Genomic DNA, 23016 nt, shown 5'->3' with positions numbered 1-23016 from the left:
CCGCTTCAGCCGCGGCAGCGGCTCAGCTGCGTGCGATACATTTCGGCGCGGGCGGCAACCTTGTCGGCCACGGCCAGCAACCAGCCCTTGCTGTTGTAGCTGCCGTTGGCATAGCCGGTGCGGCCCTCGTGATAGGCCAGATATTGTTCGCGGGCATCCCATTTCGAAATCCCGAGCTTCTTGCTCGAGGCGTCCATGTACCAGCCCATGAAATCGGTGGCGTCGGAAATCCGCGTGCGCTTCGCCCCGCGGGACCGGGTGTCGCGCTTGTATTCCTCCCAGGTCGAATCGAGCGCCTGGCTGAAGCCATAAGCCGAGCTTTGCCGCCCGATCGGAATCACCCCCAGCGCATAGCGGTGCGGGGTTCTGGCATTGGGGATGAACTTGGATTCCTGATGGATCGTCGCCATCTGCACATGCACCGGCACGCCCCAGCGCTTTTCGGCGCGCCGCATCGCGGTGAAATAGGCGGGCTTTTCGCGCGCAAGCAGGCAGGCATTGTCAAGATTGCGCGGTGCCTTGCCGCCGCCGCCGCAGGAGGCAACGGCCACGAGGACGGCCAACATCAGGAATTTCTTCATTGCTGCTCTGCCCGCTCGGCTTTGTTTTGCGGCATTCTAGCAGTTTTGTCCCGCAACGAAAGCGAAACCGTGTCGCGATGCCGTGAGCACTGTTGGGCGCGAGTCCACAGATTGTTTCTGGACCGGTGCATGGCTGCACATGGACAGGACTCAGCCGAAGGTTTACAGGTTGTAACCGGGGGTTACCATGCAGACGACGCGTGCCAAATATCATATCGGTCAGATTGTCCGACACCGCAAGCACCCGTTCCGCGGGGTCGTCTTCGACGTGGACGCGATGTTTTCGAACACCGACGCCTGGTACGAGGCGATCCCGGAAGACAGCCGCCCGGCCAAGGATCAGCCCTTCTATCACCTGCTGGCCGAGAACGATCAGACCTATTATGTCGCCTATGTGTCGGAGCAGAACCTGCTGCCCGACAATTCCGGCGAGCCGATCGACCACCCGGATCTGAGCGACCTGTTCGGCGATTTCGAGGACGGGCGTTACCCGTTGCAGTTCCAGCTCAACTGAGCGTGCCCGGTTTCAGCGGCAGCCGGAACGCCAGCAGGTTGCGGCCGTTTTCGCGGTGATAGCCCAGATCCTCGACCAGATCGCGGATCAGGAACCAGCCGAACCCGCCTTCGGGCAGGGTGTCAGGCTCGGGCCGTCGCGATTCGTCGATGCCGAGGTCAAGGCAGGAATGCGGCAGCTCGACCCCGTCATCGCTGATCGAACAGCTCAACCCGCGGTGATCGCGCACCAGAGACAGCGTGATCGTGCCGTGCCCGGTGTCGCGGTAGCCGTGCTCGACGATGTTGTTCAGCACCTCCGCCAGAACCAGTTCCAGCGTCCCGGCCTCCTCTTGCGACAATTGTCGCAGAAACCGCGCCAGCGCCGTGCGCAGGGCGAAGCGGACCGACAGCGGATCGGCCTCGAAGGAATGATGAAAGATCTTCGGTTCCGGCCGCGGTGTTTCGGCCGGGCTCCGGCTGGGTTGCGAACGATCAGCCAACATGGCGCAGCCCCGCCCGCAGTGCCGCCTCGACATCCTCATGCATGGCAAAGACCGAATCCATGCGCGTCAGCCGGAACACCCGTTCGACATTCGCCGTCAGCCCCGCCAGTTCCAGCCGCCGGTCGGGCGCCAGCGATTTCATCACCGCCACCACCGCGCCCAGCCCGGAACTGTCCAGGAATTCCACCTGCGACATGTCCAGAACCACCCGCCCCGACGGCTGGATCGTCACTTCCCGCATCCGTTCCTTGAACCGGATCGCAATGGCGGCATCAAGGCGTTCCTCGTTCACCGAAACGACCAGTGCGCCCCCGCGGGCTTCCGCATAAAGATTCATCTTGCCTCTCCGGCCCCGAAAGATTTGGTTCAGACTAAAGGCGAAAGCTTACCAATCCGTATCCGTCGGAAAGAATGAAGAAGGACGACCGATGACCTTTGATCCCGCGGTACTGGCCCGCACCATCGCCGCCCTGACCGAGGGCGAAACCGACGAGGTGGCGCTGATGGCCACCCTCGCCTGCGAGATCCACCATGCCGACGACCGCTTCGACTGGACCGGCTTTTACCGCGTCACCGAACCCGGCGTGCTGAAGATCGGCCCCTATCAGGGCGGGCATGGCTGTCTGGTGATCCCGTTCAGCCGCGGCGTCTGCGGCGCCTGCGCGCGTGAAGGCCGGACCCAGCTTGTCCCCGATGTCGAGGCTTTTCCGGGCCATATCGCCTGCTCCTCCTCGACCCGGTCGGAACTGGTGATCCCGGTCTTCGGCGCGGGCGGGCGGCTGATTGGCGTGCTCGACATCGACAGCGATCAGCCCGACGCCTTCACCGAGGCGGATGCAACGGCGCTGGAAGCGATCCTCGCCGATGTCTTCGGCGCGCTCTGAGGCTTGACGCCGCGACGGCCCCGGGCCATGCCGGGCCGATGACCGAGCATGTCTACACGCCCCCGTCCGAGCCGCCGCGCATCCTGCATGCCGATCACGAAATCCTCGTGGTCGACAAGCAATCCGGGCTCCTCTCGGTGCCGGGCAAGGGCGCGCACAAGGCCGACTGCCTGATCGAACGGCTGAAGGGCGCCTTTCCGCAGGTGCTTCTGGTGCATCGGCTCGATGGCGACACCTCGGGGGTGATGGTCTTTGCGCTGACCGCCCATGCGCAGCGCCATCTGGGGCTGCAATTCGAGACCCGGCAGACGAAGAAACACTATCTGGCGCGGCTCTGGGGGCATCTGGAGCCGAAGGCTGGCCGGGTCGATCTGCCGCTCTGCGTCGATTGGCCGAACCGGCCGCTGCAGCATGTGGATCCCGAGAACGGCAAGCCCGCGCAGACCGACTGGAAGGTGCTGCGCCACGATCCCGACGGCACGACCCGGGTGCGGCTGATGCCGCTGACCGGGCGCAGCCATCAGCTGCGGGTGCATATGCGCGAACTGGGGCACCCGATCCTTGGCGATCCCTTTTTACGCCACCGGTCCCGCGCGCGATTTTCCGCGCCTCATGCTGCATGCCGAAAGCCTGCGCCTGCGCCACCCCGACGGTGGGCAGTTCATGACCTTCACCGCGCCCTGCCCGTTTTGAGCGCGGCAGGGGGGCGCTGCCCCCCTCTGGCCTGTCGGCCATTCACCCCCCGGGATATTTGGCCCAAGGTGAAACAGGGCCCGGGGCTCTTTTCACCTTGGCGCAAATATCCCGGGGTGCGGGGCAGCGCCCCCGCTCCGCCCGCCGCAACGAAAAAGACGGCGGGAGTGGGCCGCCGTCTCTCTTGTTCCGGGTGTGGGGATCAGGCTTCGGAGCTTTCCGCCACCGGCGCCGGGGCCGGGATTTCGCGCGGCTCGCGCGGCGGGCGGCCGATCACTTCGCGCAGCGCGTCAAGCTCGATGAAATTGTCGGCCTGACGGCGCAGCTCGTCGGCGATCATCGGCGGCTGGCTGCGGATCGTCGAGACGACCGAGACCCGCACGCCCATGCGCTGCAAAGCCTCGACCAGTGGGCGGAAATCGCCATCGCCCGAGAACAGCACCGCATGGTCGAGCCGCGGCGCGAGTTCCATCGCATTGACCGCCAGTTCGATATCCATGTTGCCCTTGACCTTACGCCGCCCCATCGAGTCGGTGTATTCCTTGGCGGGCTTCGTCACCATCGCGTAGCCGTTGTAGTGCAGCCAGTCGACGAGCGGCCGGATCGGGGAATATTCCTCGTTTTCCAGCAGTGCCGTATAGTAAAAGGCACGCACCAGCTTGCCGCGACGCTCGAATTCCTGGCGCAGCAGCTTGTAGTCAATGTCGAAGCCAAGCGCCTTGGCCGCGGCATAGAGGTTGGACCCGTCGATGAAAAGGGCCAACCTTTCGTCTTTGTAAAACATTATAAGTCCTTTCGTCGTGGCCCTGCGGTGCGGCGTCCGGAGTGGTTGACGGGGAAAAATTGCTTTACCCAATACACCGCAAGAACCAGTTCAGCAGCGCTTTCTACCAAGCGCGGGGAGGGCGAGATATCTGTCTTTAAAGATAATAGCACTTTTTTTATTGCGCTAGGGGCGAATCTTTCAACCGAGGCTGGCAGACCCGCTCAATCCCTGGTTGCCGCGCTGAAAATGCTGTCCGGGGAAGGACTTCGCCTGCGGGCCCTCAGCCGGTTCTGGCGATCTCCGGCTTTTCCGGCCGGGGCGGGGCCGGATTACGTCAATGCCTGTGCCGTCGTCTCGGCCGCGCTGCCGCCCGAGGCGGTGCTGCAGGCCCTGCACCGAATCGAGGCGCGGCTGGGGCGCATCCGGACGACGCGCTGGGGGGCGCGGGGCATCGACCTTGATCTGCTGGCGGCGGGCGATGCGATCCGCCCCGATGCCGCGACCGAAGCTTCCTGGCGGGCCCTGCCGCTTGCCGAACAGATGCAACACGCCCCCGAGACGCTGATCCTGCCGCATCCGCGTCTGGCCGACCGGGCCTTCGTGCTGATTCCCCTTGCCGAAATCGCGCCGCTGTGGCGTCATCCGGCGACCGGAAAGACGGTAAGCGAGATGCTGGCGGCGCTGGATGCGGCAGAAAAAGCCGCGATGACGCCGTTTTATACGCCTTTCGGCGGGGCGGGCGGCTTGTAAAGGCCCGGCGAAGGGGCTAAGGGAGAGGTTCACATCACCCCCTTCGTCTGGAGTTGCCGATGGCCCGCGTGACGGTTGAAGATTGCGTTGACAAGGTTCCGAACCGCTTCGAGCTGGTGATGCTGGCGGCGCATCGTGCCCGTGAGGTTGCTGCCGGGGCGCCGATCACCGTCGAGCGCGACAATGACAAGAATCCGGTGGTCGCCCTGCGCGAGATCGCCGAGGAAACCCAGCTGGCCGACGATCTGCGCGAGCGTCTGATCGAAAGCAACCAGACCCAGATTGAGGTTGACGAGCCGGAAGAAGATGCGATGGCGCTGCTGATGTCGGGCGAAATCGACCGGCCGCGCGTCGATGACATGGACGAAGAGCGCATGCTGCGTGCGCTGATGGATGCCCAGGGTCGCGACTGAACGAGGGTAACGAGCGCGGATGATCGATGTCGAAGACCTGATCGCGCTCGTTCGCAACTACAATCCCCGCTGCAATGCCGATCTGATCCGTCGCGCCTATGCCTATGGGCTGAAGATGCACGACGGGCAGTTTCGCCACTCGGGCGAGCCCTATTTCACCCATCCCGTCGCCGTGGCCGCGATCCTGACCGAACAGCGGCTGGACGATGCCACCATCGTCACCGCGCTTTTGCATGACACGATCGAGGATACCCGCTCGACCTTCACCGAGGTCGAGGGGCTGTTCGGCACCGAAGTGGCCGAACTGGTCGATGGCGTCACCAAGCTGACCAACCTGCAACTGGGCTCTTCGGCCAGCAAGCAGGCAGAGAATTTCCGCAAGCTTTTCATGGCGATGTCCAAGGATCTGCGGGTGATTCTGGTCAAGCTGGCCGACCGGCTGCACAACATGCGCACGATCAAGAGCATGCGGCCCGAGAAGCAGGCGCAGAAGGCCCGCGAGACGATGGAGATCTTTGCGCCGCTGGCAGGCCGGATGGGCATGCAGTGGATGCGCGAGGAGCTGGAAGACCTCGCCTTCAAGGTGCTCAACCCCGAGGCGCGGACCTCGATCATCCGCCGCTTCGTCAGTCTGCAACGGGAATCGGGCGACGTGATCTCGCAGATCACCGCCGATATCCGCAACGAACTGGAAAAAGCCGGGATCGAGGCCGATGTCTTTGGCCGCGCCAAGCGCCCCTATTCGATCTGGCGCAAGATGGAGGAAAAAAGCCTTACCTTTTCAAGGCTGTCCGACATCTATGGCTTTCGCGTCATCACCCGGTCGGTGCCCGATTGCTACGCCGTTCTGGGGCTGATCCATCAGCGCTGGCGCTCGGTTCCCGGTCGGTTCAAGGATTACATCAGCCAGCCGAAATCGAACGGTTACCGCTCGATCCACACCACCGTTTCCGGCCGCGACGGCAAGCGGGTCGAGGTGCAGATCCGCACAAGGCAGATGCACGAGGTCGCCGAAGCCGGCGTGGCCGCGCATTGGTCGTATCGCGATGGCGAACGGGCGCTGAACCCCTTTGCGGTCGATCCGGCGAAATGGCTCGCCTCGCTCACCGAACGCTTTGCCGAGGGCGATCACGACGAATTCCTCGAGAACGTCAAGCTCGAGATGTATTCCGATCAGGTGTTCTGCTTCTCGCCCAAGGGCGATGTGATCAAGCTGCCGAAAGGCGCGACGCCGATCGATTTCGCCTATGCGATCCACACCCGGATCGGCAATTCCTGCGTCGGCGCCAAGGTCGATGGCATCCGCGTGCCGCTGTGGACGCGGCTGAAGAACGGCCAATCGGTCGAGGTGATCACCGCGGCCGGGCAGCGTCCGCAGGCGACCTGGCTGGATATCGTCGCCACCGGCCGTGCCAAGGCCTCGATCCGCAAATCTCTGCGCGAGGAAGACCGGACCCGGTTCGTCAAGCTCGGCTCGGAACTGGCCCGGGTGGCGTTCGAACATGTCGGCCGCAAGGTGTCGGACAAGGCCTTGCGCACCGCGGCCAAGACGCTGGGCCTGCCCGACGAGACCGAGGTTCTGGCCCGGCTCGGCTCGGCCGAACTGACGGCGCGCGAGGTGGTCGAGGCGCTTTACCCCGAACTGGCGGCGCGGGGGCCGGAAACCGTCGATCCCGGCCGCGCGGTGATCGGGCTGGCGGCGGATCAGACCTTTCATCGGGCAAAATGCTGCCAACCCCTGCCGGGTGAGCGCATCGTCGGCATCACCTATCGCGGGCAGGGCGTGGTGATTCACGCCATCGACTGTCCCGCGCTGGAGGAATTCGAGGAACAACCCGGCCGCTGGGTCGATCTGCACTGGCACGAAGGCAGCCACCCGCCCGTTTATTCGGTGTCGCTGAAGATCACGATTTCGAATGACGCCGGGGTTCTGGGCCATATCTGCACGCTGATCGGGGCGCAGAAAGCCAATATTTCCGATCTCAATTTCATCGACCGCAAACCGGACTTTTACTCGCTTGTCGTAGAAGTCGAGTTGCGTGATGCCGAACATCTGCACCGGCTGCTGACGGCGCTGGAGGCCGAGACGGATGTGGCGCAGGTGCAGCGCTGGCGCGATCTGTCGCGCAAACCCTGAGGGAACGGAAGGCAAAACGTGGTTTTCAAGCGGCGGGAGAAGCGGAGCTGGGGCCAATCCACGCGCGATCTGGTCTGGCCGCGCAGTGGCTGGCTTCGCGCGCTCAGCTACATCCGCCACCGCCTGACCCGCCTGCCCGACAAGCCGCATCGCATCGCCCGCGGGGTCTTCGTCGGCATCTTCGTCTCCTTCACGCCGCTTTTTGGCGTGCATCTTCTGGCCGCGGCTCTGCTGGCGAAACTGGTGCGGGGCAATGTTCTGGCCTCGCTTTTCGCCACGCTGGTCGGCAATCCGCTGACCTTTCCGGTGATCGCGCTGGTCTCGATCAAGCTGGGCCATGCGATGCTGGGGCAAAGCTACGATCCCGCACATGCCACCGGTCTCTTGGATGTCTTTGCCGAGGCTTTCGCCGATCTGCGCCACAATCTTCTGGCCGTCTTCACCCGCGACGACGCGCATTGGGAGGGGATGGCGGAGTTCTTCTACGGCGTCTTCCTGCCCTATACGCTGGGCGGGATGGTGCCGGGCATCCTGTTCGGTCTGGCGGGCTATTTCATCGCCTTGCCGGTCGTGACCGCCTATCAGAACCGCCGCCGCCTGCGGCTGAAGGAGCGGCTGGCGAAACTGGCCGCGAAGCTGCCCCATCCAGGCGCGGCAAGGCCCGCCGATCACGAGGATGACAAGGGCTGAGCGGCATCTTCCCTCTGCCGCCGCGCTTCGTCATAGTGGCCGCATCTGACCGGAGGTTTCCATGACCCGTTCCCTGCGCCTGGGCGTCAACATCGACCACGTCGCCACCGTCCGCAACGCCCGCGGATCGGCCTATCCAAGCCCGCTGCGCGCGGCCTTGCTGGCCGAGGCCGCGGGGGCCGATGGCATCACCGCGCATCTGCGCGAAGACCGCCGCCATATCCGCGATACCGACATGGCCGAACTCAAGGCGGCGCTGAGCGTGCCGCTGAATTTCGAGATGGCGACGACGATGGAGATGCAGCGCATCGCCTTGGCCACCCGGCCGCATGCGGTCTGCCTTGTCCCCGAAAAGCGGCAGGAACGCACGACCGAAGGCGGGCTTGATGTCGCGGGCGATCAGGCCCGGCTGACGGCCTATATCGCGCCCTTGCGGCAGGCGGGCGCCCGGGTGTCGATGTTCGTCGGCCCCGATCCGCGGCAGATCGAGGCCTCGGCGGCGATCGGCGCGGCGGTGGTGGAGCTGCACACCGGTCATTACTGCGACCTGCATTACGAGGGGCGGCATGCCGAACGCGATGCGGAGCTGAAGGCGCTGCAAAAGGCCGCGGCGCTGGCGGCCAGCCTTGGTCTCGAGGTCCATGCCGGTCACGGGCTGACCTATGAAACCGTCGCCCCCGTCGCCGCGATCCCGGAAATCAAGGAACTGAACATCGGTCATTTCCTGATGGCCGAGGCGCTTTTCATCGGGCTTGAGGCCGCCATCGCCGAGATGCGTCGGCTGATGGACGACGCGCGGCGTTAAGCGGAAAGGGACCCGGATGCCGATCCTGCGCTATGGGCTGATTCTGATCCTGACCGGTCTCGTCGTCTCGGGCCTTGTGCTGGCGCTGGAGCGCTGGGCGGGGGTCGATCTCGCCTCGGTCGGCATCGCCGCCGTGCCGGTCTTCATGACCGCGATGATCGAGGGGCAGTTCTTCTGCAAACGCAGCCTCCGTCTGCCCGCGCGGGCCGAGGCGCTGCGCTTTGCCGCGATGGCGACGGCGCTCAACCTGATGCTGCTCGGCCCGGCGCTGGTGCTGATCTCGCTCGGCGATCCGGCGCTGATGGCGCTTTTGCGCGGCTTCGATGCGGTGCTGTGGTCGGTGATCCTTGGCCTTGTCGTGCTGATCACCTTTCCGGCTTCGTATCTTTTCTACGGGCAGGGCGCCCGCAGCCAGTTGCGCGCGCTTGAGCGGCAAAAGGCCCGGGGGCAGGGGACGAAATGATCCTTGGCATCGGCTCGGATCTGGCCAATATCGAGCGCATCTCCGGCACGCTTGCGCGGTTCGGCGACCGGTTCCGCCACCGCGTCTTCACCGAAACCGAGATCGCCAAGGCTGAACGGCGTGCCGATGTGGCGGGCACCTATGCGAAGCGCTGGGCCGCGAAGGAGGCCTGTTCCAAGGCGCTGGGCACCGGGCTGGCGATGGGGATTTCCTGGAAGGACATGTCGGTTTCGAACCTGCCCACGGGCCAGCCGGTGATGCATCTGACCGGCTGGGCGGCGGAGCGGCTGGCGGCGATGACGCCGCCCGGTCACGACGCCGTCGTGCATGTGACGCTGACCGACGATCACCCCTGGGCGCAGGCTTTCGTGGTGATCGAAGCGCGTCCGCTTGCTTGACTTGCCCCCCGCATCGGGCCAAGGAAGACAAGGTTTCAACAAGAGGCAGAGCATGGCCAGCAAATCCGAAGGCGGCATCGGCGAATTGGCGCGGACGCTGTTCTGGGCGCTCATCATCGCGGGCGTCTTTCGCACATTGTTCTTCCAGCCGTTCTGGATCCCCTCGGGCTCGATGAAGGACACGCTGTTAATCGGCGACTTCCTTTTCGTCAACAAGATGGCCTATGGCTATTCGCGCTATTCCTGCCCCTTCTCCAGCGCCGATTTCTCGCCCTGCCCGATCGAGGGGCGGCTGTTCGGCGGTGAACCCGAACGCGGCGACGTGGTGGTGTTCCGCCATCCGATCCGCAATGTCGATTTCATCAAGCGGCTGATCGGCCTGCCGGGCGACAAGATCCAGATGGTCAATGGCGTGCTGCAGATCAACGGCGCCCCGGTGACGCTGCAGGAAGTCGCGCCCTTCAGCGAAGTCTTTGAACCGCAGGGCCCGGAAAAACGCTATCCTTTGTGCCGCAACGAACCGGTGGGCGAGGGCGGGGACTGCCTATCGCAGCGCTTCGTGGAAACGCTGCCGAACGGCGTCAGCCATTCGATCCTGAACACCTTCGACGGCACCCGCGCCGACAACACCCCCGTCTTCACCGTCCCCGAAGGGCAGTATTTCTTCATGGGCGACAACCGCGACAATTCCGAGGACAGCCGCTTTGCGCAAAGCATCGGCGGCGTCGGTTTCGTGCCGGTGGAAAATCTGGTCGGCCGCGCCGACCGGGTGATGTTCTCCTCGGCGGGCAATTCGCTGTTCTTCTTCTGGACCTGGCGGGCCGACCGCTTCTTCAAGGCGATCGAATGAAGATTGCGGCGGACCTTTCTGCCTTCATGGACCGGCTCGGGCATCGTTTCGCGACGCCCGAGCTTCTTGTTCGGGCGCTGACCCATTCCTCGCTGGGCTCGGCCACGCGGCCCGACAACCAGCGGCTGGAGTTTCTGGGCGACAGGGTGCTGGGGCTCAGCATGGCCGAGGCGCTGTTTCACGCCGATGGCCGGGCCTCGGAAGGCCAGCTGGCGCCGCGGTTCAACGCTTTGGTGCGCAAGGAAACCTGTGCGGCGGTGGCGCGGGACATCGACCTTGGCGCGGTGCTGAAACTCGGCCGGTCGGAAATGATGTCGGGCGGGCGGCGCAAGGAAGCGCTTCTGGGTGACGCGATGGAGGCGGTGATTGCCGCCGTCTATCTGGATGCCGGCTTCGAGGTCGCCCGCGCGCTGGTGCTGCGGCTTTGGGCCGGGCGGATAAAATCCGTCGACAGCGATGCCCGCGACCCGAAGACGGCGTTGCAGGAATGGGCCCAGGCCCGCGGCCTGCCGCCGCCGCGCTATGAAACCCTGGGCCGCGACGGCCCCGATCACGCGCCGCAATTCCGCATCGCGGTGGTGCTGGCCTCGGGCGAGACCGAGGAAGCCCAGGCCGGATCGAAACGCAACGCGGAACAGGCCGCCGCAAAGGCCCTTCTGGAACGGTTGGAGAGAGGCGCATGACCGAAGAAACGCAAGCCGGATTCGTGGCGCTGATCGGCGAGCCGAATGCCGGGAAATCGACGCTGCTCAACCGCATGGTGGGGGCCAAGGTCTCGATCGTCACCCACAAGGTGCAGACCACCCGCGCCCGCATCCGCGGCGTCTGCATGGCGGGCACGGCGCAATTGGTCTTCGTCGACACCCCCGGCATCTTCCGCCCGCGTCGCCGGCTGGACCGGGCCATGGTCTCGGCCGCATGGGGGGGCGCCGCCGATGCCGATATCGTCGTGCTGCTGATCGAGGCGCATCGCGGCCTGACCGAAGGCGCAAAGGCGATCATCGAGGCGCTGAAAGCGCGCGAGGGCTCGCAGCCGGTGGCGCTTGCGATCAACAAGATCGACCGGGTCAAGGCCGAACGCCTGCTGGCCTTGGCCGAGGAAATGAACGCCGCCTTCCCCTTTGCCCGGACCTTCATGATCTCGGCCGAAAAGGGCTATGGCGTCGATGACCTGCGCGACTGGCTGGCGTCGCAGATGCCCGCGGGCCCGTGGTTCTACCCCGAGGATCAGATCGCCGATCTGCCGATGCGGATGATCGCGGCGGAAATCACCCGCGAAAAGCTGACCCTGCGCCTGCACGAGGAACTGCCCTATCAGCTGACGGTGGAGACCGAACGCTGGGAGGAAAAGCCCGACGGCTCGGCCCGGATCGACCAGATCATCTATGTCAGCCGCGACGGTCACAAGGGCATCGTCCTTGGCAAGGGCGGCGAGACGATCAAGGCGATCTCCACCGCCGCCCGCGCCGAAATGGCGGACTTCATGGGCCGCCCGATCCATCTGTTCCTGCAGGTGAAGCTGCGCGAAAACTGGCAGGAAGAGGCCGAGCGCTATACGGAAATGGGTCTCGACTTCAAGGACGGCGACTGAGGATGCAACCGCGCCTGCGTGCCGAGCTTTGGGTGCGTGCCTATCTCAAGCGGCTGGAGTTGAACAACATTCCGGCCTTCATCGCGGCGCGGGGTCAACCTGACTCGGGCGCCGTGATGGTCAAATGCGCGACGCTGGACGGGCTGGCGAAGCTTTACACGCGCCGTTTCGATTATGAAGCCGACAGCGACATCTGGTCGATCCTCACCGAAGGCCCCGAGGCCGAGGTCGATGCCTCGATCCGCAAGCAGCGCAGCTTCGACCCCGATCTCTGGGTGGTCGAACTCGAAGCCCGCCACGGCCGCACCCTGCTGGATGAAGACGGCCTGAAGGACTGACCCCGGCTTTCCCTTTCATCTTGCCTCAAATATCCTGCGGGGGTCCGGGGGTGCAAAACCCCCGGCCTTCGTCACGGGCATCATGGACTGGCAAGACAGCGGCACCATCCTTTCGACCCGCCTGCATGGCGAAAGCTCGGCGATTGTCGAGGTGTTCACGGCCACCCATGGCCGCCATCTGGGGGTTGTCCGCGGCGGCGCCTCGCGCAAGATGGCGGCGGTGCTGATGCCCGGCAGCCATGTGGCGCTCAGCTGGCGGGCGCGGCTTGAAGACCAGCTGGGCAGTTTCACCGTCGAACCGCTCGCCTCGCGCGCCGGGGCGTTGAGTGACCGGCTTGCGCTGATGGGGCTCAATTCCGTCTGCGCGCTGCTTTCGTTCGTGCTGGCCGAACGGGCGCCGCATCCGCGCCTTTACGCCGCGACTGAGCCCCTGTTCACCGTGATCGGACAGGCGGCCGAGGGCTGGGTGGTCGATTACCTGATCTGGGAAATGGCGCTTCTGGAAGACCTTGGCTTCGGGCTGGATCTGAGCCGCTGCGCCGTCACCGGCACGCGCGACGATCTGGCCTTCGTCTCGCCGCGCACCGGCCGCGCCGTCAGCCGCGCCGCCGCGGGGGACTGGGCGCCAAGACTGCTGCCGTTGCCCCTGTGCCTTCTGGGGCAGGGGCCCGCGACCTGGGGGGAAATCGCGCAGGGCTTGCGGCTTACCGGCCATTTCCTGACCCGCTTCGCGGAAGATCACAACCGCCGTGCCCTGCCCGAGGCGCGCAACCGGCTGATTGCGGCCATCGCCCGTCAGGGCTGAGGCCGGTCGTCCAGCCGCAATTGCATCAAGAGCAGATCCAGCCAGCGGCCGAATTTCTGCCCGACCTGCGGCATCAGCCCCACCGCGGCAAAACCGAGCCGCTGGTGCAGGATGATCGAAGCGTTGTTTTCCGCCTCGATCGCCGCCACCATCACATGCAGCCCCTGCGCCTGCGCCCGCCAGATCAGCGCCGAAAGCAGCGCCCGGCCGCGCCCGCCGCCGCGCAGATCGGTGCGGACATAGACCGAATGCTCGACCGTGCCGCGATAGCCGTCAAAGGCGCGAAAGGGCCCGTAGGCGGCATAGCCGACGACCTTTCCGCCTTCCTCGAGCACCAGCACCGGAAAGCCCGCCTTCTGCCGCGTCTCCATCCAGGCGATGCGGTCCAGCGCGGTCACCTCGACCTCGTTCCAGATCGCCGTCGTCGTGCGCACGGCGTCGTTGTAGATCGTGGCAATCGCTTGCGCATCGTCGGGGGTGGCATCGCGGATCATCGGACCCTCCGTAAGAAAACGGGGCCCGAAGGCCCCGGTTCAGGTCAACCCAGCAGGCGCCGCGCGATCACCTGCGCCTGAATTTCCGCCGCGCCCTCGAAGATGTTGAGGATGCGGGCGTCGCACAGGATGCGCGAGATTGCATATTCCAGCGCGAAGCCGTTGCCGCCATGGATCTGCAGCGCATTGTCGGCCGCGGCCCAGGCGACACGGGCGCCCAGCAGTTTCGCCATCCCGGCCTCGACGTCGCAGCGGTGGCCGTGATCCTTTTCCCAGGCCGAGAAATAGGTCAGCTGCCGGGCGATCATGATTTCGACCGCCATCATGGCGAGCTTGCCGCCGACGCGGGGAAACTCGATCAGCGACTTGCCGAACTGCTTGCGGTCGATCGCATAGCGCATGCCGATTTCGCAGGCGGCCTGCGCCACGCCGACGGCGCGGGCGGCGGTTTGAATCCGCGCCGATTCAAAGGTTTCCATCAGCTGCTTGAAGCCCTTGCCGGTCTCGCCGCCCAAAAGGTTCTCGCCCTTGACCCGGAAGCCGTCGAAGCCGAGTTCATATTCCTTCATGCCGCGATAGCCGAGCACCTCGATCTCGCCGCCGGTCATGCCCGGCGTCGGGAAGGGGTTTTCGTCGGTGCCCGGGGTCTTTTCGGCAAGGAACATGGAAAGCCCGCGCCAGTCGGTGGTGTCGGGCTCGGTCCGGGCCAGAAGCGTCATCACATGGGTGCGTTGCGCATGGGTGATCCAGGTCTTGTTGCCGGTGATCACCCAATCCTCGCCGTCCTTCACCGCGCGGGTGCGCAAGGAGCCAAGGTCGGACCCGGTGTTCGGTTCGGTGAAGACCGCGGTGGACAGGATTTCCCCCGAGGCAAGCCCCGGCAGCCACTTCTGTTTCTGTTCCTCGGTGCCGCCGCAGAGGATCAGTTCCGCGGCGATCTCGGACCGGGTGCCAAGGCTGCCCACGCCGATATAGCCGCGCGAGAGTTCCTCGGTCACCACGACCATCGAGGCTTTCGACAGGCCAAGCCCGCCGTATTCCTCGGGGATGGTCAGGCCGAAGACGCCCAGTTCCGCCAGCTCCTCGATGATCTCCATCGGGATCAGCTCGTCCTTCAGGTGCCAGTCGTGGGCGTTCGGGATCACCCGTTCCTCGGCGTAGCGGTGGAACTGATCGCGGATCATTTCCAGCTCTTCATCCAGCCCCGAGGCCCCGAAGAGCGCGCGGCCCTGATTGTCCTGCATAAGCGCCACCAGCGCCATCCGCGCCGCATCGGTGTTGCCGCGGGTCATCAGCGTGCGGGCGGCCTCGGACGGGGTCCAGCTGACGCCAAGGTCGGACAGACGCGCCACTTCGATCTGGCTCATCGGGATGCCGCCGGCGATCTGGTTCAGATATTCGCCAAAGCCGATCTGCAGGATCAGGCTTTCCATCTGCCCGAAAGCGCCCGCCTCGGCCACGCGCCCGGCCCAGCCGCGCAGCTGGATCAGCGACTGATTGTAGGTCGCCAGCCAAGCCAGCGCATGGGCGGTGAACTGGTCCTCCTCCAGCGCCGCGTTCGACACCTTGCCGCCGCGGCTGACTTTCGCTTTCAGCGCCTCGGTCGCTTCGGCGGTCAAGGCGGCGATCTCGGGAAGGGTGGCTTCGGTCAGCGCAAGAAGGTCGGCCAGAAGGATCGTATCGGTCATGTCAGCCCCATCGACGCCGGGATTCGGCGGTTTTCTGCAGTCGCAGCCTGCTTAGGCATTTTGCAGCTGCAGCGCAATAATAATTCGCGAAGAGCGCAGGGCAAGACCGAATGTGTCGTGGCGGATTTTCCCTTACGCCGCCACGGGCCCGCGCCGCCGCCGCCGTTCGGTGGCCAGCGCCTGCGCCTCGTGCGGGGCCAGCGTGCGACGGGCGGGAACGGCATGCACCGGCAGCTCCATCCGCGCCACCAGATCCGCAAGGGCGGTGGTCCGCGCCAGCGCAGGCGTGCGGGCCAGACGGCCGATGCTGAGGCTTTCAAGGCGGCAGCCGTCGGCGATCAGCAGGTGATGGCCCTGCAACAGCAGCCCGTGCCAGCTCAGCACGCAGGGCCGGTCGGGTTGCTGCGCGCTGAGACCATCGACCAGATGATGCGCGGGCACCAGAACCTCGTCGGCGTCGAACAGATGGTCGACGGCCGCCCCGCGCAGCGCAATGCGGTGCTGCGGCAAGACCCACAGATCGCGGGTGGCGCCAAAGGCGGGGGCGCAGAGCCGCACCGGACGCAGGCTGCCCAGCGCAGGCAGGGCGATCCGCCCCGACCACAGAAGCGGCTGCGGCCCGGCATCGGCGGTCAGCACCAGATCGCCCGCCTTCAGGCTGGCGGCGGGGCGTTCCCCCTCGGGCGTGGCAATGGGCGTTGCCGGGGCAAAACAGGCCCCCGGGCCGACCGGCTGCATCTGACTGCCGAAGGCCAGCCATTCGACCCGCGGGCCGATCTGTGCCGGGCTGCGGCCCTCGGCCAGCGCCGCCAGATCGGCCCGCGACAGCGCCATCGCCCCCTGTCCGACGCGCTGGCGGATCTGTCCGCCGTCGATCGCCTCCAGCGTCAGCCGTGTGTCATCGGTCCGGCAATCCCAGCTGAAGGTCAGCCGCATCCGCCCGCCCGCCGCGCAATCCTGCGCGATGTCCAGCGTCAGCGCCTGCACCGCCGCGCCTTGCCGCTGCACCAGATTGACCGTGCCCTGCGCATCCAGCGTGATCGACAGGAACCAGGTCCAGCCGGTCTGATCGCCCAGATGCAACAGCGGCAGAGGCCCGGTTTCGCCCGGCATCAGCGCGAATTCCAGCATCAGGCTGCCGCGCCCCAGAAGGGCGGGCAAGGCCCGATCGGACAGCCGCACCGGCCCGTGCCCGGACAGATGCGCCGCAAACCAGCCATGTTCCAGCATCATCGCCCCCTCAGATCACCAGCTTGCGCATCATCTGCGATTCCAGACTGCGCAGCATGCGCGGGGTTCCCGGGACCGGGTCGGCCGGTTGCGTCTCGCCCGGGCCGGGGCGCGGACCGGAGCGGAAGCATTCCACCGCCAGCCCACCGGCAAAGATCATCTGCGTCCGGTCAAGGACAAGGCGAACGTAATCCACGCGGCCATGGGGGCAGCGGGTGACCATCTCGCCATCGACCAGCGTATGGGCGGCCACCAACACCTCGGCCTCGCCGAACAGCATTTCCAGAACCGGATCGCGCACCAGCACCCGCTGCTGCGGCGCCACCAGCACCGCGCGCTCGGCGCCATGGGCCCCGGGGGCAAAGCGGATCGGCGCCAGCGCGCGGGAGGCGGGCAGACGCAGCCGCTCGAGGCGCAGCACCGGCTGAGGGCCCGCATCCTGCGTTTCGATCAGATCCCCGGGTTTCAGCGTTTCGACCGCACGCAGCCCCGACGGGGTCAGAACCCGCGTTCCGGCCGCAAACCCTTCGGGCAGGGTCGGGGCTGCCGCCACCGTTGCCCGCGTGCCGAAGATCGACTTCGCGATCTGCGCCGCCGCCGCGGAAGGATCCAGTCCCAGAACTCTGCCAAACGCCATCTCTTGCCCCATTTGACCCTGGGCAAAACGTCTTCGAGCCGGGAAAACCCGTCCGTCCCGGCCATCCGGCCTGTTTGGGGGGGCGATTCTGCCCTGCTCTTGTGACCTGCCTCGGGTCGTTTTGATTTTTTTCAACCGTAAGGCAGGTTAACCCCGCTTGGAAACGAAATTTTCCGTGATCCCGGGGGATCGGGTCTGCGGTGTCCGGGGGGCCACACCGCCGGTTGCACGGGGGGAAAAGCGGGGCTAAGCCAAGGCATCGCACAGGAGCACCCGATGACCCTCGACCCCGTTCAACTGACTGCCGATCTGATCCGCTGCCCCTCGGTCACGCCTGCCGAAGGGGGCGCGCTGGTGCTGCTGGAACGGGTGCTGTCGGCGGCCGGTTTCGCCTGCACCCGGGTTGATCGCAACGGCACGCCGAACCTCTTTGCGCGCTGGGGGGCGAAGGGGGTGAAGACCTTTGGCTTCAACGGTCACACCGATGTCGTGCCGGTGGGCGATGCCGCCGCCTGGACGCAGGAGCCGTTTTCCGGCGCGGTGATTGACGGCGTGTTGTGGGGGCGCGGTGCCACCGACATGAAATCGGGCGTCGCGGCCTTTGTCGCCGCCGCCGTCGATTTCGTCACCACCACCCCGCCCGAAGGCGCGCTCATCCTGACGATCACCGGCGACGAGGAAGGCCCGGGCAAGGATGGCACCGTGGCGCTGCTGGACTGGATGAAGGCCGAGGGCGAGGCGATGTCGGTCTGTCTCGTGGGCGAGCCGACCTGCCCGGAAACCCTGGGCGAGATGATGAAGATCGGCCGTCGCGGCTCGATGACCTTTTACCTTGAGGTCGAGGGGGTGCAGGGCCATTCCGCCTATCCGCACCGGGCGAAAAACCCGCTGCATGCGCTGGTCGACCTGCTGGGGCGGATGACGGCGGAGCCGCTCGACCGTGGCACCGAGCATTTCGAAGCCTCGACCCTGCAGATCACCACGATCGACTGCGGCAATCCCGCGAACAACGTGATCCCGGCGAAGGCGCGGGCGACGGTGAACATCCGCTTCAACGACGCCCATACATCGGGCAAGATCGAGGCCTGGGCACGCGGGCTGATCGCCGAGATCGAGGCGGAGACGGGCACCCGCGTGACGCTTTGCACCGAGGTTTCGGGCGAAAGCTTCCTGACGCCCCCCGGTGATTTCGTCGAAATGGTCAGCCGCGCGGTGGTGTCGGAAACCGGGGTGGTGCCGGTGCTCTCCACCTCGGGCGGCACCTCGGATGCGCGCTTCGTCAAGGATCACTGCCCGGTGCTGGAATTCGGTCTGGTCGGCAAGACCATGCATCAGGTCGATGAACGCATCGAGGTCGAGCAGATCACCCGGCTGAAGGCGATCTATGCTCGCTGCCTGCGCGATTTCTTCGCATGAGGATCGTCGAGACCACCGATCTGACCGCCGTGCATGCGCTGCGCCGCGCCGTCTTCATCGAGGAACAGGGCGTGCCCGAGGCCGAGGAATGGGACGATCTGGACGGGCAGGCGGTGCATCTTCTGGCGCTGGAGGGCGAGACCGCGCTGGGCACGGCGCGGCTTTTCGTGTCGGGCGAAACCGGCAAGATCGGCCGGGTCTGTGTCGCGCGGTCTGCGCGCGGCACCGGTCTGGGCAAGGCGCTGATCGCGGCGGGCTGCGACCGGCTGCGGGCGCTCGGTTGCAGCCGGGTCGAGCTGGGCGCGCAGCTGCAGGCGATGCCCTTTTACGAAAGCCTCGGCTTTGCCGCTTTCGGGCCGGTTTATGACGATGCGGGCATTCCGCATCGCAAGATGGCCCGCCCGCTGGCGCGCTGATCCCTATCTTGCGCGAAAAATGTGCAAAACCGCCGGTTTTGCGATGTCTTCGAAGGATATCTTTAAGGTTTTAGCGGAATTCTGGGGCCTCATCCGGCTTTGACGAGGCATCCATGTCTGGGGATCTGGCGCAGTTGCGCATCGTGCTCGACGGGTTTCCCGGCCGGGGCCTTGTGCTGTCGTGCGAGGCCCGGGTGCTTTGGGCCAATGGTGCGGCGGAACGGGGCTGCGCCGAGGCGGCCGCGCCGATCCCCGGGGCCCGGATCGAAACCGTCCTGCCCGGTGATCTTGGCGCCCGCATCGCCCAGCTTGTCACCACCGCGGAACAGGGCGGCGCCGGCCTGTCGCACCGTCTGCTGATCGGGCCGGAGGCCGGGGCGGCGCCGCGCGCCGATGTGGCGCTCTGGCCGGTGCATCCGGGCGCGGGCGACCGGGTCTGGGTCGTGCAGATCCTGGACCCCGTGACGCAGCCCGAGGATGACCATCGCGCGCAGGACACCCGGCTGGCCGAGGCGCAGGCCGCCCGCATCGCCGCCCAGGCCACCGCCGATGCGCTGACCACGGCGCTGATCTGCGGGGAAACCGGCGTCTGGCTGATCTGCGCCGAACGGGGCGAAGCCTGGATGCCCGACGAATGCTACCGCCAGATGGGCTATGAACCCGGGGATTTCATCCCTGACGATGCGGGCTGGCGCAGCCTGTTCCACCCCGACGATCTGGAGGCGGCGATCGCGCGGATGCAGGATCTGATCTGCGACCGGGTGCCGGTCTTCACCGTCGATCATCGGCTGCGCCACAAGGACGGCAGCTATCACTGGTATCGCACCGTCGCACGCAAGATGGACCGCTCCGACCGCGGCCTGCCCTATCTGGTCAGCGGCAGCTTCACCCGGATCGACGAGGCGAAGGCGATCGAACGGCAATTGTCCGAGGCGCTGGCCGAGGCGCAAAAGCTGCGCGACCGGGCCGAGGAGCGCGGGGAATTGCTGCGCACCTCGGCGCTTTGTGCCGGGATCGGCCATTTCAGTGTCTGCCCCGATCTGGGCGAGGGCTGGACGCCCGACGATACCTATCGGCTTTTCGGCCATGCCCCGGGGGCCTTTGCCTCGACCGATGCGGGCTGGCGCAGCCAGATCCACCCCGAGGATCTGGCCTCGGCCGTGACCGAGATGGAAAAGCTGAAATCCGGGGCCAGCGATCTTTACCTGCATGAACACCGCTGCCGCCATGCCGATGGCAGCTATCACTGGTATCGCGCCATCGCCCGCCGTGTGGATCGCTCGGCGCAGGGGCTGCCCTATCTGCTGGCCGGGGCGATCATCGGCATCGACACCTCCAAGGAAACCGAACGCCATCTGGCCGAGGCGGCAGAGCGGGCGCAACAGGCCCGGGACCGGCTTGACACCCTGGCGGACAATGCGCCGGGGGCGCTGTTCGAATATCGGCGCAGCCGCGACGGGGTGATCGACCTGCCCTATTTCAGCGCCAAGCTGCCAGCGATGCTGGGCGTCGACCGCGCCCGGATCGAGGCCGATGGCGAGGCCGTCTTCACCCATGTGCCGCGGCTGATGCGGCCGAAGATCCTGCAGCGCATCGAGGAGTCGCGCCGGGCCGGTCTGCCGTTCGAGGCGCGCTTCCCCGTCGATCACCCCGAACAGGGGCGGCGCTGGCTGACCGTCTCCTCGCTGCCCTTCGCGCAGCCGGACGGGGCGACGGTCTGGTTCGGCACCGTGCTCGACATGACCGAACAGGTGCGGGCGACGCAGCGCGCCGAGGCCGCGGCCGAGGCGGTGCGGCGTGCCCATGAACGCATGGTGACGATGGCCGAAAATTCGCCGGGGGCGATTTTCGAATGGCGGCGCGACAGCAGCGGACAGTTCCGCTTCGCCTTTTTCAGCGCCGCCCTGCCGGCGTTGCTGGGCCTGCAGCGCGCGCAGCTGGAACGCGACGGCGCCGCGGTCTTCACCCATATCCTGGCCGAGGATGTCCCGCAGGTGCAGGCGGCGGTGATGCAATCGGTCGAGACGCTGACCCGGTTCGAGGTCCTGCACCGGATCAACCATCCCGGCCGCGGCCTGCGCTGGCTGCATGTTTCGGCCAGCCCCTTCCCGCAGGAAAACGGCACCATCGTCTGGTACGGCAATGCGATGGACGTGACCGAGCAGATCGACGCCAAACGCCGCGAGGAGCAGGCCGCCGCGGCGATGACCCAGGTGCATGAGCGTCTGGCCTCGATCGCCTCGATCGCGCCGGTCGGGCTTTATGAATTCCGCCGTTTCCCCGATGGCAGCGCCGCCTTCCCCTATGCGAGCCCCTATCTGGAAGATCTTCTGGGCATCGAATTCGGCCTGTTCTCGCAAGAGATCGCGGTCGAGGATCTGTTTACCAACGTGGATTTCTGCGACTTGCCGGATTTCCTGACCGGGCAGGGCGCGGGCCCGGCCAATCTCGACCTCTGGAACCAGCGGTTCCGCGTCCGGCATCCGACGCGGGGGGATATCTGGCTGGCCAATTCGGCCACCTCCAAGGCGCAGCCCGATGGTTCGGTGGTCTGGACCGGGGCGCTGCATGATGTCACCGTCGATGTCGCGCGCGAGGCGGAATTGCGTCATGCCCATCTGGTCGCGGAAAGGATGCGCGCCGAGAACGAGCGGCAGGCCCTGCATGACGGGCTGACCGGGCTGCCGAACCGGCGCAGCTATGACAACATCCTGTCGCTGCGCATTGCCGAGGCGGCGGCGGGCGGGCCGCGCGACTGCGTGCTGATCCGCATCGACCTCGATCACTTCAAACATGTCAACGACACGCTGGGCCACGAGGCGGGGGACATGGTGTTGCAGCGCGTCGGCGACGTGCTGCGTCTTGAATTGCGGGCGGGGGATTTCGCGGCGCGGATCGGCGGCGACGAATTCTCGGTCATCCTGGCGCCCGGGCAGTCGGGGCGACATGCCCGCGAGGTGGTCGAACGGATGCAGGCGCGGCTGACCGAAACCTTGCTGTTCGAGGGGCGGCAATGCCGGTTTGGCGCCTCTTTCGGCATTGCCGAAACCGAGGATATCGCCGCCATGGGCACCGAGATTCAGCTTTTCGCCGATGCCGCGCTGTATCGTGCCAAGCAGGGCGGGCGGAACCGGATGGAATTCTTCACCCCCGAATTGCATCAGAACATCCTGTTCGACCGCAAGCTGGCGGTGGAGATTCAGGAGGGGCTGGAACGCGGCGAATTCGTGCCCTTCTTCCAGTCGCAGGTCGGTGCCGTCGATGGCCGGCTGACCGGGGTGGAAACGCTGTTGCGCTGGCGCCATCCCGTGCGCGGCCTGCTGGCGCCCGATGCCTTCATGCATGTGGCGCAGCAATTGCGGCTGGTCTCCGAGATCGACCGGGTGATGATGGAAAAATCCGCAGAGGCGCTGGCCTTCTGGCGCGCGCGGGGGCTGCATGTGCCGAAGATCAGTTTCAACGTCTCCTCGGGGCGGATGCATGATCCCGATGTCGTGCGCGCGGCCCGGGCGATTGCCCAGGGCGAGACCAAGGTGACCTTCGAACTGCTGGAATCGATCCTGGTCGAGGAAGAAAGCGAGATTTTCCGCTTCCATCTCGATGCGCTCCGCGATGCCGGGATCGAGATCGAGATCGACGATTTCGGCTCGGGTCATGCCTCGATCATCGGGCTGATGCAGATCGCCCCCTCGGCGCTGAAGATCGACCAGCGCATTGTTGCCCCGGTGGCGCGGGACCCGCGTTCAAAGAACCTTGTGCGCGCCATCGTCGAGATTGCCGAGACGCTGGGCATCGCCACTGTCGCCGAGGGGGTCGAGACCCGGGCACAGGCCGATATCCTGCGCGATCTGGGGTGCGACGTGCTGCAGGGCTATCTGTTCTCGATGCCGCTTTCGGCCGAGGATTTCGTGCAGATCTGCCCGCCGGAGGTCCGCCGTGCCTAGGCCGCCCCCGGCGCGGAAAGATCTTTGGC

The 23016-nt window shown here is 66.0% G+C and carries 25 protein-coding genes and 1 pseudogene; 18 read left to right on the top strand and 8 right to left on the bottom strand.

Features of this window, described 5'->3' with window-relative positions:
* Positions 1-5: 5 nt before the first annotated feature.
* On the bottom strand, positions 6-581 hold the full coding sequence (locus tag ACTTAG_RS17310; RefSeq protein WP_444463431.1) for a transglycosylase SLT domain-containing protein: 576 nt from the start codon (positions 579-581) through the stop codon (positions 6-8).
* 187 nt (positions 582-768) lie between these two features.
* Between ACTTAG_RS17310 and hspQ the strand changes: the two genes are divergently transcribed.
* Positions 769-1095, top strand: a complete 327-nt coding sequence (gene hspQ, locus ACTTAG_RS17305) for a heat shock protein HspQ (protein ID WP_444463430.1) — start codon at positions 769-771, stop codon at positions 1093-1095.
* Here the strand turns inward: hspQ and ACTTAG_RS17300 are convergent.
* Positions 1088-1579 (bottom strand): ATP-binding protein, encoded by a 492-nt coding sequence (locus ACTTAG_RS17300; RefSeq protein WP_444463429.1) that lies wholly within the window; start codon positions 1577-1579, stop codon positions 1088-1090. The two genes, hspQ and ACTTAG_RS17300, sit on opposite strands and share 8 nt — an antisense overlap.
* Positions 1569-1916 (bottom strand): STAS domain-containing protein, encoded by a 348-nt coding sequence (locus tag ACTTAG_RS17295; protein WP_444463428.1) that lies wholly within the window; start codon positions 1914-1916, stop codon positions 1569-1571. Before ACTTAG_RS17295 ends, ACTTAG_RS17300 begins: the two co-directional genes overlap by 11 nt.
* 91 nt (positions 1917-2007) lie before the next feature.
* On the opposite strand from ACTTAG_RS17295, the gene ACTTAG_RS17290 reads away from it, so the two are divergent.
* Together ACTTAG_RS17290 and ACTTAG_RS17285 are read left to right on the top strand one after the other, a co-directional pair.
* Entirely contained in the window at positions 2008-2463 is a 456-nt protein-coding gene (locus ACTTAG_RS17290) for a GAF domain-containing protein (protein WP_444463427.1), read from the top strand.
* A 38-nt stretch (positions 2464-2501) separates the two neighbouring features.
* Positions 2502-3156, top strand: a pseudogene (locus tag ACTTAG_RS17285) (pseudouridine synthase).
* A 202-nt stretch (positions 3157-3358) separates the two neighbouring features.
* On the opposite strand, the gene ACTTAG_RS17280 reads toward ACTTAG_RS17285, so the two are convergent.
* Positions 3359-3940 (bottom strand): LabA-like NYN domain-containing protein, encoded by a 582-nt coding sequence (locus tag ACTTAG_RS17280; RefSeq protein WP_444463425.1) that lies wholly within the window; start codon positions 3938-3940, stop codon positions 3359-3361.
* A 126-nt stretch (positions 3941-4066) separates the two neighbouring features.
* On the opposite strand from ACTTAG_RS17280, the gene folK reads away from it, so the two are divergent.
* The 12 genes from folK (at position 4067) to recO (ending at position 13162) form a co-directional block, all read left to right on the top strand.
* Positions 4067-4672, top strand: coding sequence for a 2-amino-4-hydroxy-6-hydroxymethyldihydropteridine diphosphokinase (gene folK, locus ACTTAG_RS17275; RefSeq protein WP_444465274.1), 606 nt, complete (start codon positions 4067-4069; stop codon positions 4670-4672).
* A 59-nt stretch (positions 4673-4731) separates the two neighbouring features.
* Positions 4732-5085, top strand: coding sequence for a DNA-directed RNA polymerase subunit omega (gene rpoZ, locus ACTTAG_RS17270; protein WP_055209224.1), 354 nt, complete (start codon positions 4732-4734; stop codon positions 5083-5085).
* A gap of 19 nt (positions 5086-5104) precedes the next feature.
* Complete coding sequence (locus ACTTAG_RS17265) at positions 5105-7222, top strand: RelA/SpoT family protein (protein WP_444463424.1); 2118 nt, start codon at positions 5105-5107, stop codon at positions 7220-7222.
* An 18-nt stretch (positions 7223-7240) separates the two neighbouring features.
* Entirely contained in the window at positions 7241-7912 is a 672-nt protein-coding gene (locus tag ACTTAG_RS17260) for a DUF2062 domain-containing protein (RefSeq protein ID WP_444463423.1), read from the top strand.
* A gap of 61 nt (positions 7913-7973) precedes the next feature.
* Complete coding sequence (locus tag ACTTAG_RS17255) at positions 7974-8717, top strand: pyridoxine 5'-phosphate synthase (RefSeq protein ID WP_444463422.1); 744 nt, start codon at positions 7974-7976, stop codon at positions 8715-8717.
* Between the two features lie 16 nt (positions 8718-8733).
* Positions 8734-9180: an ABZJ_00895 family protein gene (locus tag ACTTAG_RS17250; protein WP_444463420.1), complete on the top strand. Its 447-nt coding sequence runs from the start codon at positions 8734-8736 to the stop codon at positions 9178-9180.
* Positions 9177-9578: a holo-ACP synthase gene (acpS, locus tag ACTTAG_RS17245; RefSeq protein ID WP_444463419.1), complete on the top strand. Its 402-nt coding sequence runs from the start codon at positions 9177-9179 to the stop codon at positions 9576-9578. The genes ACTTAG_RS17250 and acpS overlap by 4 nt, the downstream gene beginning before the upstream one ends.
* Before the next feature lie 52 nt (positions 9579-9630).
* A complete protein-coding gene (lepB, locus tag ACTTAG_RS17240; protein WP_444463418.1) occupies positions 9631-10428 on the top strand; it encodes a signal peptidase I in 798 nt (265 codons plus the stop codon).
* The gene (gene rnc, locus ACTTAG_RS17235; RefSeq protein ID WP_444463417.1) at positions 10425-11111 is read left to right on the top strand and encodes a ribonuclease III; all 687 of its coding nucleotides are present in this window, start codon (positions 10425-10427) and stop codon (positions 11109-11111) included. The genes lepB and rnc overlap by 4 nt, the downstream gene beginning before the upstream one ends.
* A complete protein-coding gene (era, locus tag ACTTAG_RS17230) occupies positions 11108-12019 on the top strand; it encodes a GTPase Era (protein ID WP_444463416.1) in 912 nt (303 codons plus the stop codon). The genes rnc and era overlap by 4 nt, the downstream gene beginning before the upstream one ends.
* A gap of 2 nt (positions 12020-12021) precedes the next feature.
* The gene (locus ACTTAG_RS17225) at positions 12022-12357 is read left to right on the top strand and encodes a DUF1491 family protein (protein ID WP_444463415.1); all 336 of its coding nucleotides are present in this window, start codon (positions 12022-12024) and stop codon (positions 12355-12357) included.
* Positions 12358-12436: 79 nt separating this feature from the next.
* A complete protein-coding gene (gene recO, locus ACTTAG_RS17220; protein WP_444465273.1) occupies positions 12437-13162 on the top strand; it encodes a DNA repair protein RecO in 726 nt (241 codons plus the stop codon).
* Here the strand turns inward: recO and ACTTAG_RS17215 are convergent.
* The 4 genes from ACTTAG_RS17215 to ACTTAG_RS17200 all read right to left on the bottom strand — a co-directional run bounded on the left by ACTTAG_RS17215 (position 13153) and on the right by ACTTAG_RS17200 (position 17211).
* Positions 13153-13656, bottom strand: a complete 504-nt coding sequence (locus tag ACTTAG_RS17215; RefSeq protein ID WP_444463414.1) for a GNAT family N-acetyltransferase — start codon at positions 13654-13656, stop codon at positions 13153-13155. The two genes, recO and ACTTAG_RS17215, sit on opposite strands and share 10 nt — an antisense overlap.
* Before the next feature lie 44 nt (positions 13657-13700).
* Positions 13701-15344, bottom strand: a complete 1644-nt coding sequence (locus ACTTAG_RS17210) for an acyl-CoA dehydrogenase family protein (protein WP_444463413.1) — start codon at positions 15342-15344, stop codon at positions 13701-13703.
* Between the two features lie 132 nt (positions 15345-15476).
* Positions 15477-16577 (bottom strand): Hint domain-containing protein, encoded by a 1101-nt coding sequence (locus ACTTAG_RS17205; RefSeq protein WP_444463412.1) that lies wholly within the window; start codon positions 16575-16577, stop codon positions 15477-15479.
* 7 nt (positions 16578-16584) lie between these two features.
* Positions 16585-17211 carry a Hint domain-containing protein gene (locus ACTTAG_RS17200; protein WP_444463411.1) on the bottom strand — a complete coding sequence of 209 codons (627 nt, stop codon included), beginning with the start codon at positions 17209-17211 and terminating at the stop codon, positions 16585-16587.
* Positions 17212-17487: 276 nt separating this feature from the next.
* Here ACTTAG_RS17200 and dapE point away from each other — a divergent pair, with 276 nt between their 5' ends.
* The 3 genes from dapE to ACTTAG_RS17185 all read left to right on the top strand — a co-directional run bounded on the left by dapE (position 17488) and on the right by ACTTAG_RS17185 (position 22987).
* Positions 17488-18627 (top strand): succinyl-diaminopimelate desuccinylase, encoded by a 1140-nt coding sequence (dapE, locus tag ACTTAG_RS17195; protein ID WP_444463410.1) that lies wholly within the window; start codon positions 17488-17490, stop codon positions 18625-18627.
* Positions 18624-19043, top strand: a complete 420-nt coding sequence (locus ACTTAG_RS17190; protein ID WP_444463409.1) for a GNAT family N-acetyltransferase — start codon at positions 18624-18626, stop codon at positions 19041-19043. Before dapE ends, ACTTAG_RS17190 begins: the two co-directional genes overlap by 4 nt.
* Positions 19044-19156: 113 nt before the next feature.
* Positions 19157-22987, top strand: a complete 3831-nt coding sequence (locus tag ACTTAG_RS17185) for an EAL domain-containing protein (RefSeq protein WP_444463408.1) — start codon at positions 19157-19159, stop codon at positions 22985-22987.
* Positions 22988-23016 lie beyond the last annotated feature (29 nt).

This window comes from Rhodobacter capsulatus (genome assembly GCF_052363185.1).
In the GTDB taxonomy this organism is placed as follows: domain Bacteria; phylum Pseudomonadota; class Alphaproteobacteria; order Rhodobacterales; family Rhodobacteraceae; genus Rhodobacter; species Rhodobacter capsulatus_E.
This window is presented reverse-complemented; position numbering and strand designations above follow the sequence as displayed.

Bases quoted from the DNA above. Each gene is read 5' to 3' on its own strand.
- ACTTAG_RS17300 (WP_444463429.1), bottom strand. From the start codon at position 1,579: ATGTTGGCTGATCGTTCGCAACCCAGCCGGAGCCCGGCCGAAACACCG.
- ACTTAG_RS17210 (WP_444463413.1), bottom strand. From the start codon at position 15,344: ATGACCGATACGATCCTTCTGGCCGACCTTCTTGCGCTGACCGAAGCC.
- ACTTAG_RS17185 (WP_444463408.1), top strand. From the start codon at position 19,157: ATGTCTGGGGATCTGGCGCAGTTGCGCATCGTGCTCGACGGGTTTCCC.
- lepB (WP_444463418.1), top strand. From the start codon at position 9,631: ATGGCCAGCAAATCCGAAGGCGGCATCGGCGAATTGGCGCGGACGCTG.
- rpoZ (WP_055209224.1), top strand. From the start codon at position 4,732: ATGGCCCGCGTGACGGTTGAAGATTGCGTTGACAAGGTTCCGAACCGC.
- dapE (WP_444463410.1), top strand. From the start codon at position 17,488: ATGACCCTCGACCCCGTTCAACTGACTGCCGATCTGATCCGCTGCCCC.
- ACTTAG_RS17200 (WP_444463411.1), bottom strand. From the start codon at position 17,211: ATGGCGTTTGGCAGAGTTCTGGGACTGGATCCTTCCGCGGCGGCGGCG.
- ACTTAG_RS17310 (WP_444463431.1), bottom strand. From the start codon at position 581: ATGAAGAAATTCCTGATGTTGGCCGTCCTCGTGGCCGTTGCCTCCTGC.
- ACTTAG_RS17255 (WP_444463422.1), top strand. From the start codon at position 7,974: ATGACCCGTTCCCTGCGCCTGGGCGTCAACATCGACCACGTCGCCACC.
- ACTTAG_RS17250 (WP_444463420.1), top strand. From the start codon at position 8,734: ATGCCGATCCTGCGCTATGGGCTGATTCTGATCCTGACCGGTCTCGTC.
- hspQ (WP_444463430.1), top strand. From the start codon at position 769: ATGCAGACGACGCGTGCCAAATATCATATCGGTCAGATTGTCCGACAC.
- rnc (WP_444463417.1), top strand. From the start codon at position 10,425: ATGAAGATTGCGGCGGACCTTTCTGCCTTCATGGACCGGCTCGGGCAT.
- ACTTAG_RS17280 (WP_444463425.1), bottom strand. From the start codon at position 3,940: ATGTTTTACAAAGACGAAAGGTTGGCCCTTTTCATCGACGGGTCCAAC.
- ACTTAG_RS17265 (WP_444463424.1), top strand. From the start codon at position 5,105: ATGATCGATGTCGAAGACCTGATCGCGCTCGTTCGCAACTACAATCCC.
- ACTTAG_RS17190 (WP_444463409.1), top strand. From the start codon at position 18,624: ATGAGGATCGTCGAGACCACCGATCTGACCGCCGTGCATGCGCTGCGC.
- acpS (WP_444463419.1), top strand. From the start codon at position 9,177: ATGATCCTTGGCATCGGCTCGGATCTGGCCAATATCGAGCGCATCTCC.
- ACTTAG_RS17295 (WP_444463428.1), bottom strand. From the start codon at position 1,916: ATGAATCTTTATGCGGAAGCCCGCGGGGGCGCACTGGTCGTTTCGGTG.
- ACTTAG_RS17290 (WP_444463427.1), top strand. From the start codon at position 2,008: ATGACCTTTGATCCCGCGGTACTGGCCCGCACCATCGCCGCCCTGACC.
- era (WP_444463416.1), top strand. From the start codon at position 11,108: ATGACCGAAGAAACGCAAGCCGGATTCGTGGCGCTGATCGGCGAGCCG.
- ACTTAG_RS17225 (WP_444463415.1), top strand. From the start codon at position 12,022: ATGCAACCGCGCCTGCGTGCCGAGCTTTGGGTGCGTGCCTATCTCAAG.
- ACTTAG_RS17205 (WP_444463412.1), bottom strand. From the start codon at position 16,577: ATGATGCTGGAACATGGCTGGTTTGCGGCGCATCTGTCCGGGCACGGG.
- ACTTAG_RS17215 (WP_444463414.1), bottom strand. From the start codon at position 13,656: ATGATCCGCGATGCCACCCCCGACGATGCGCAAGCGATTGCCACGATC.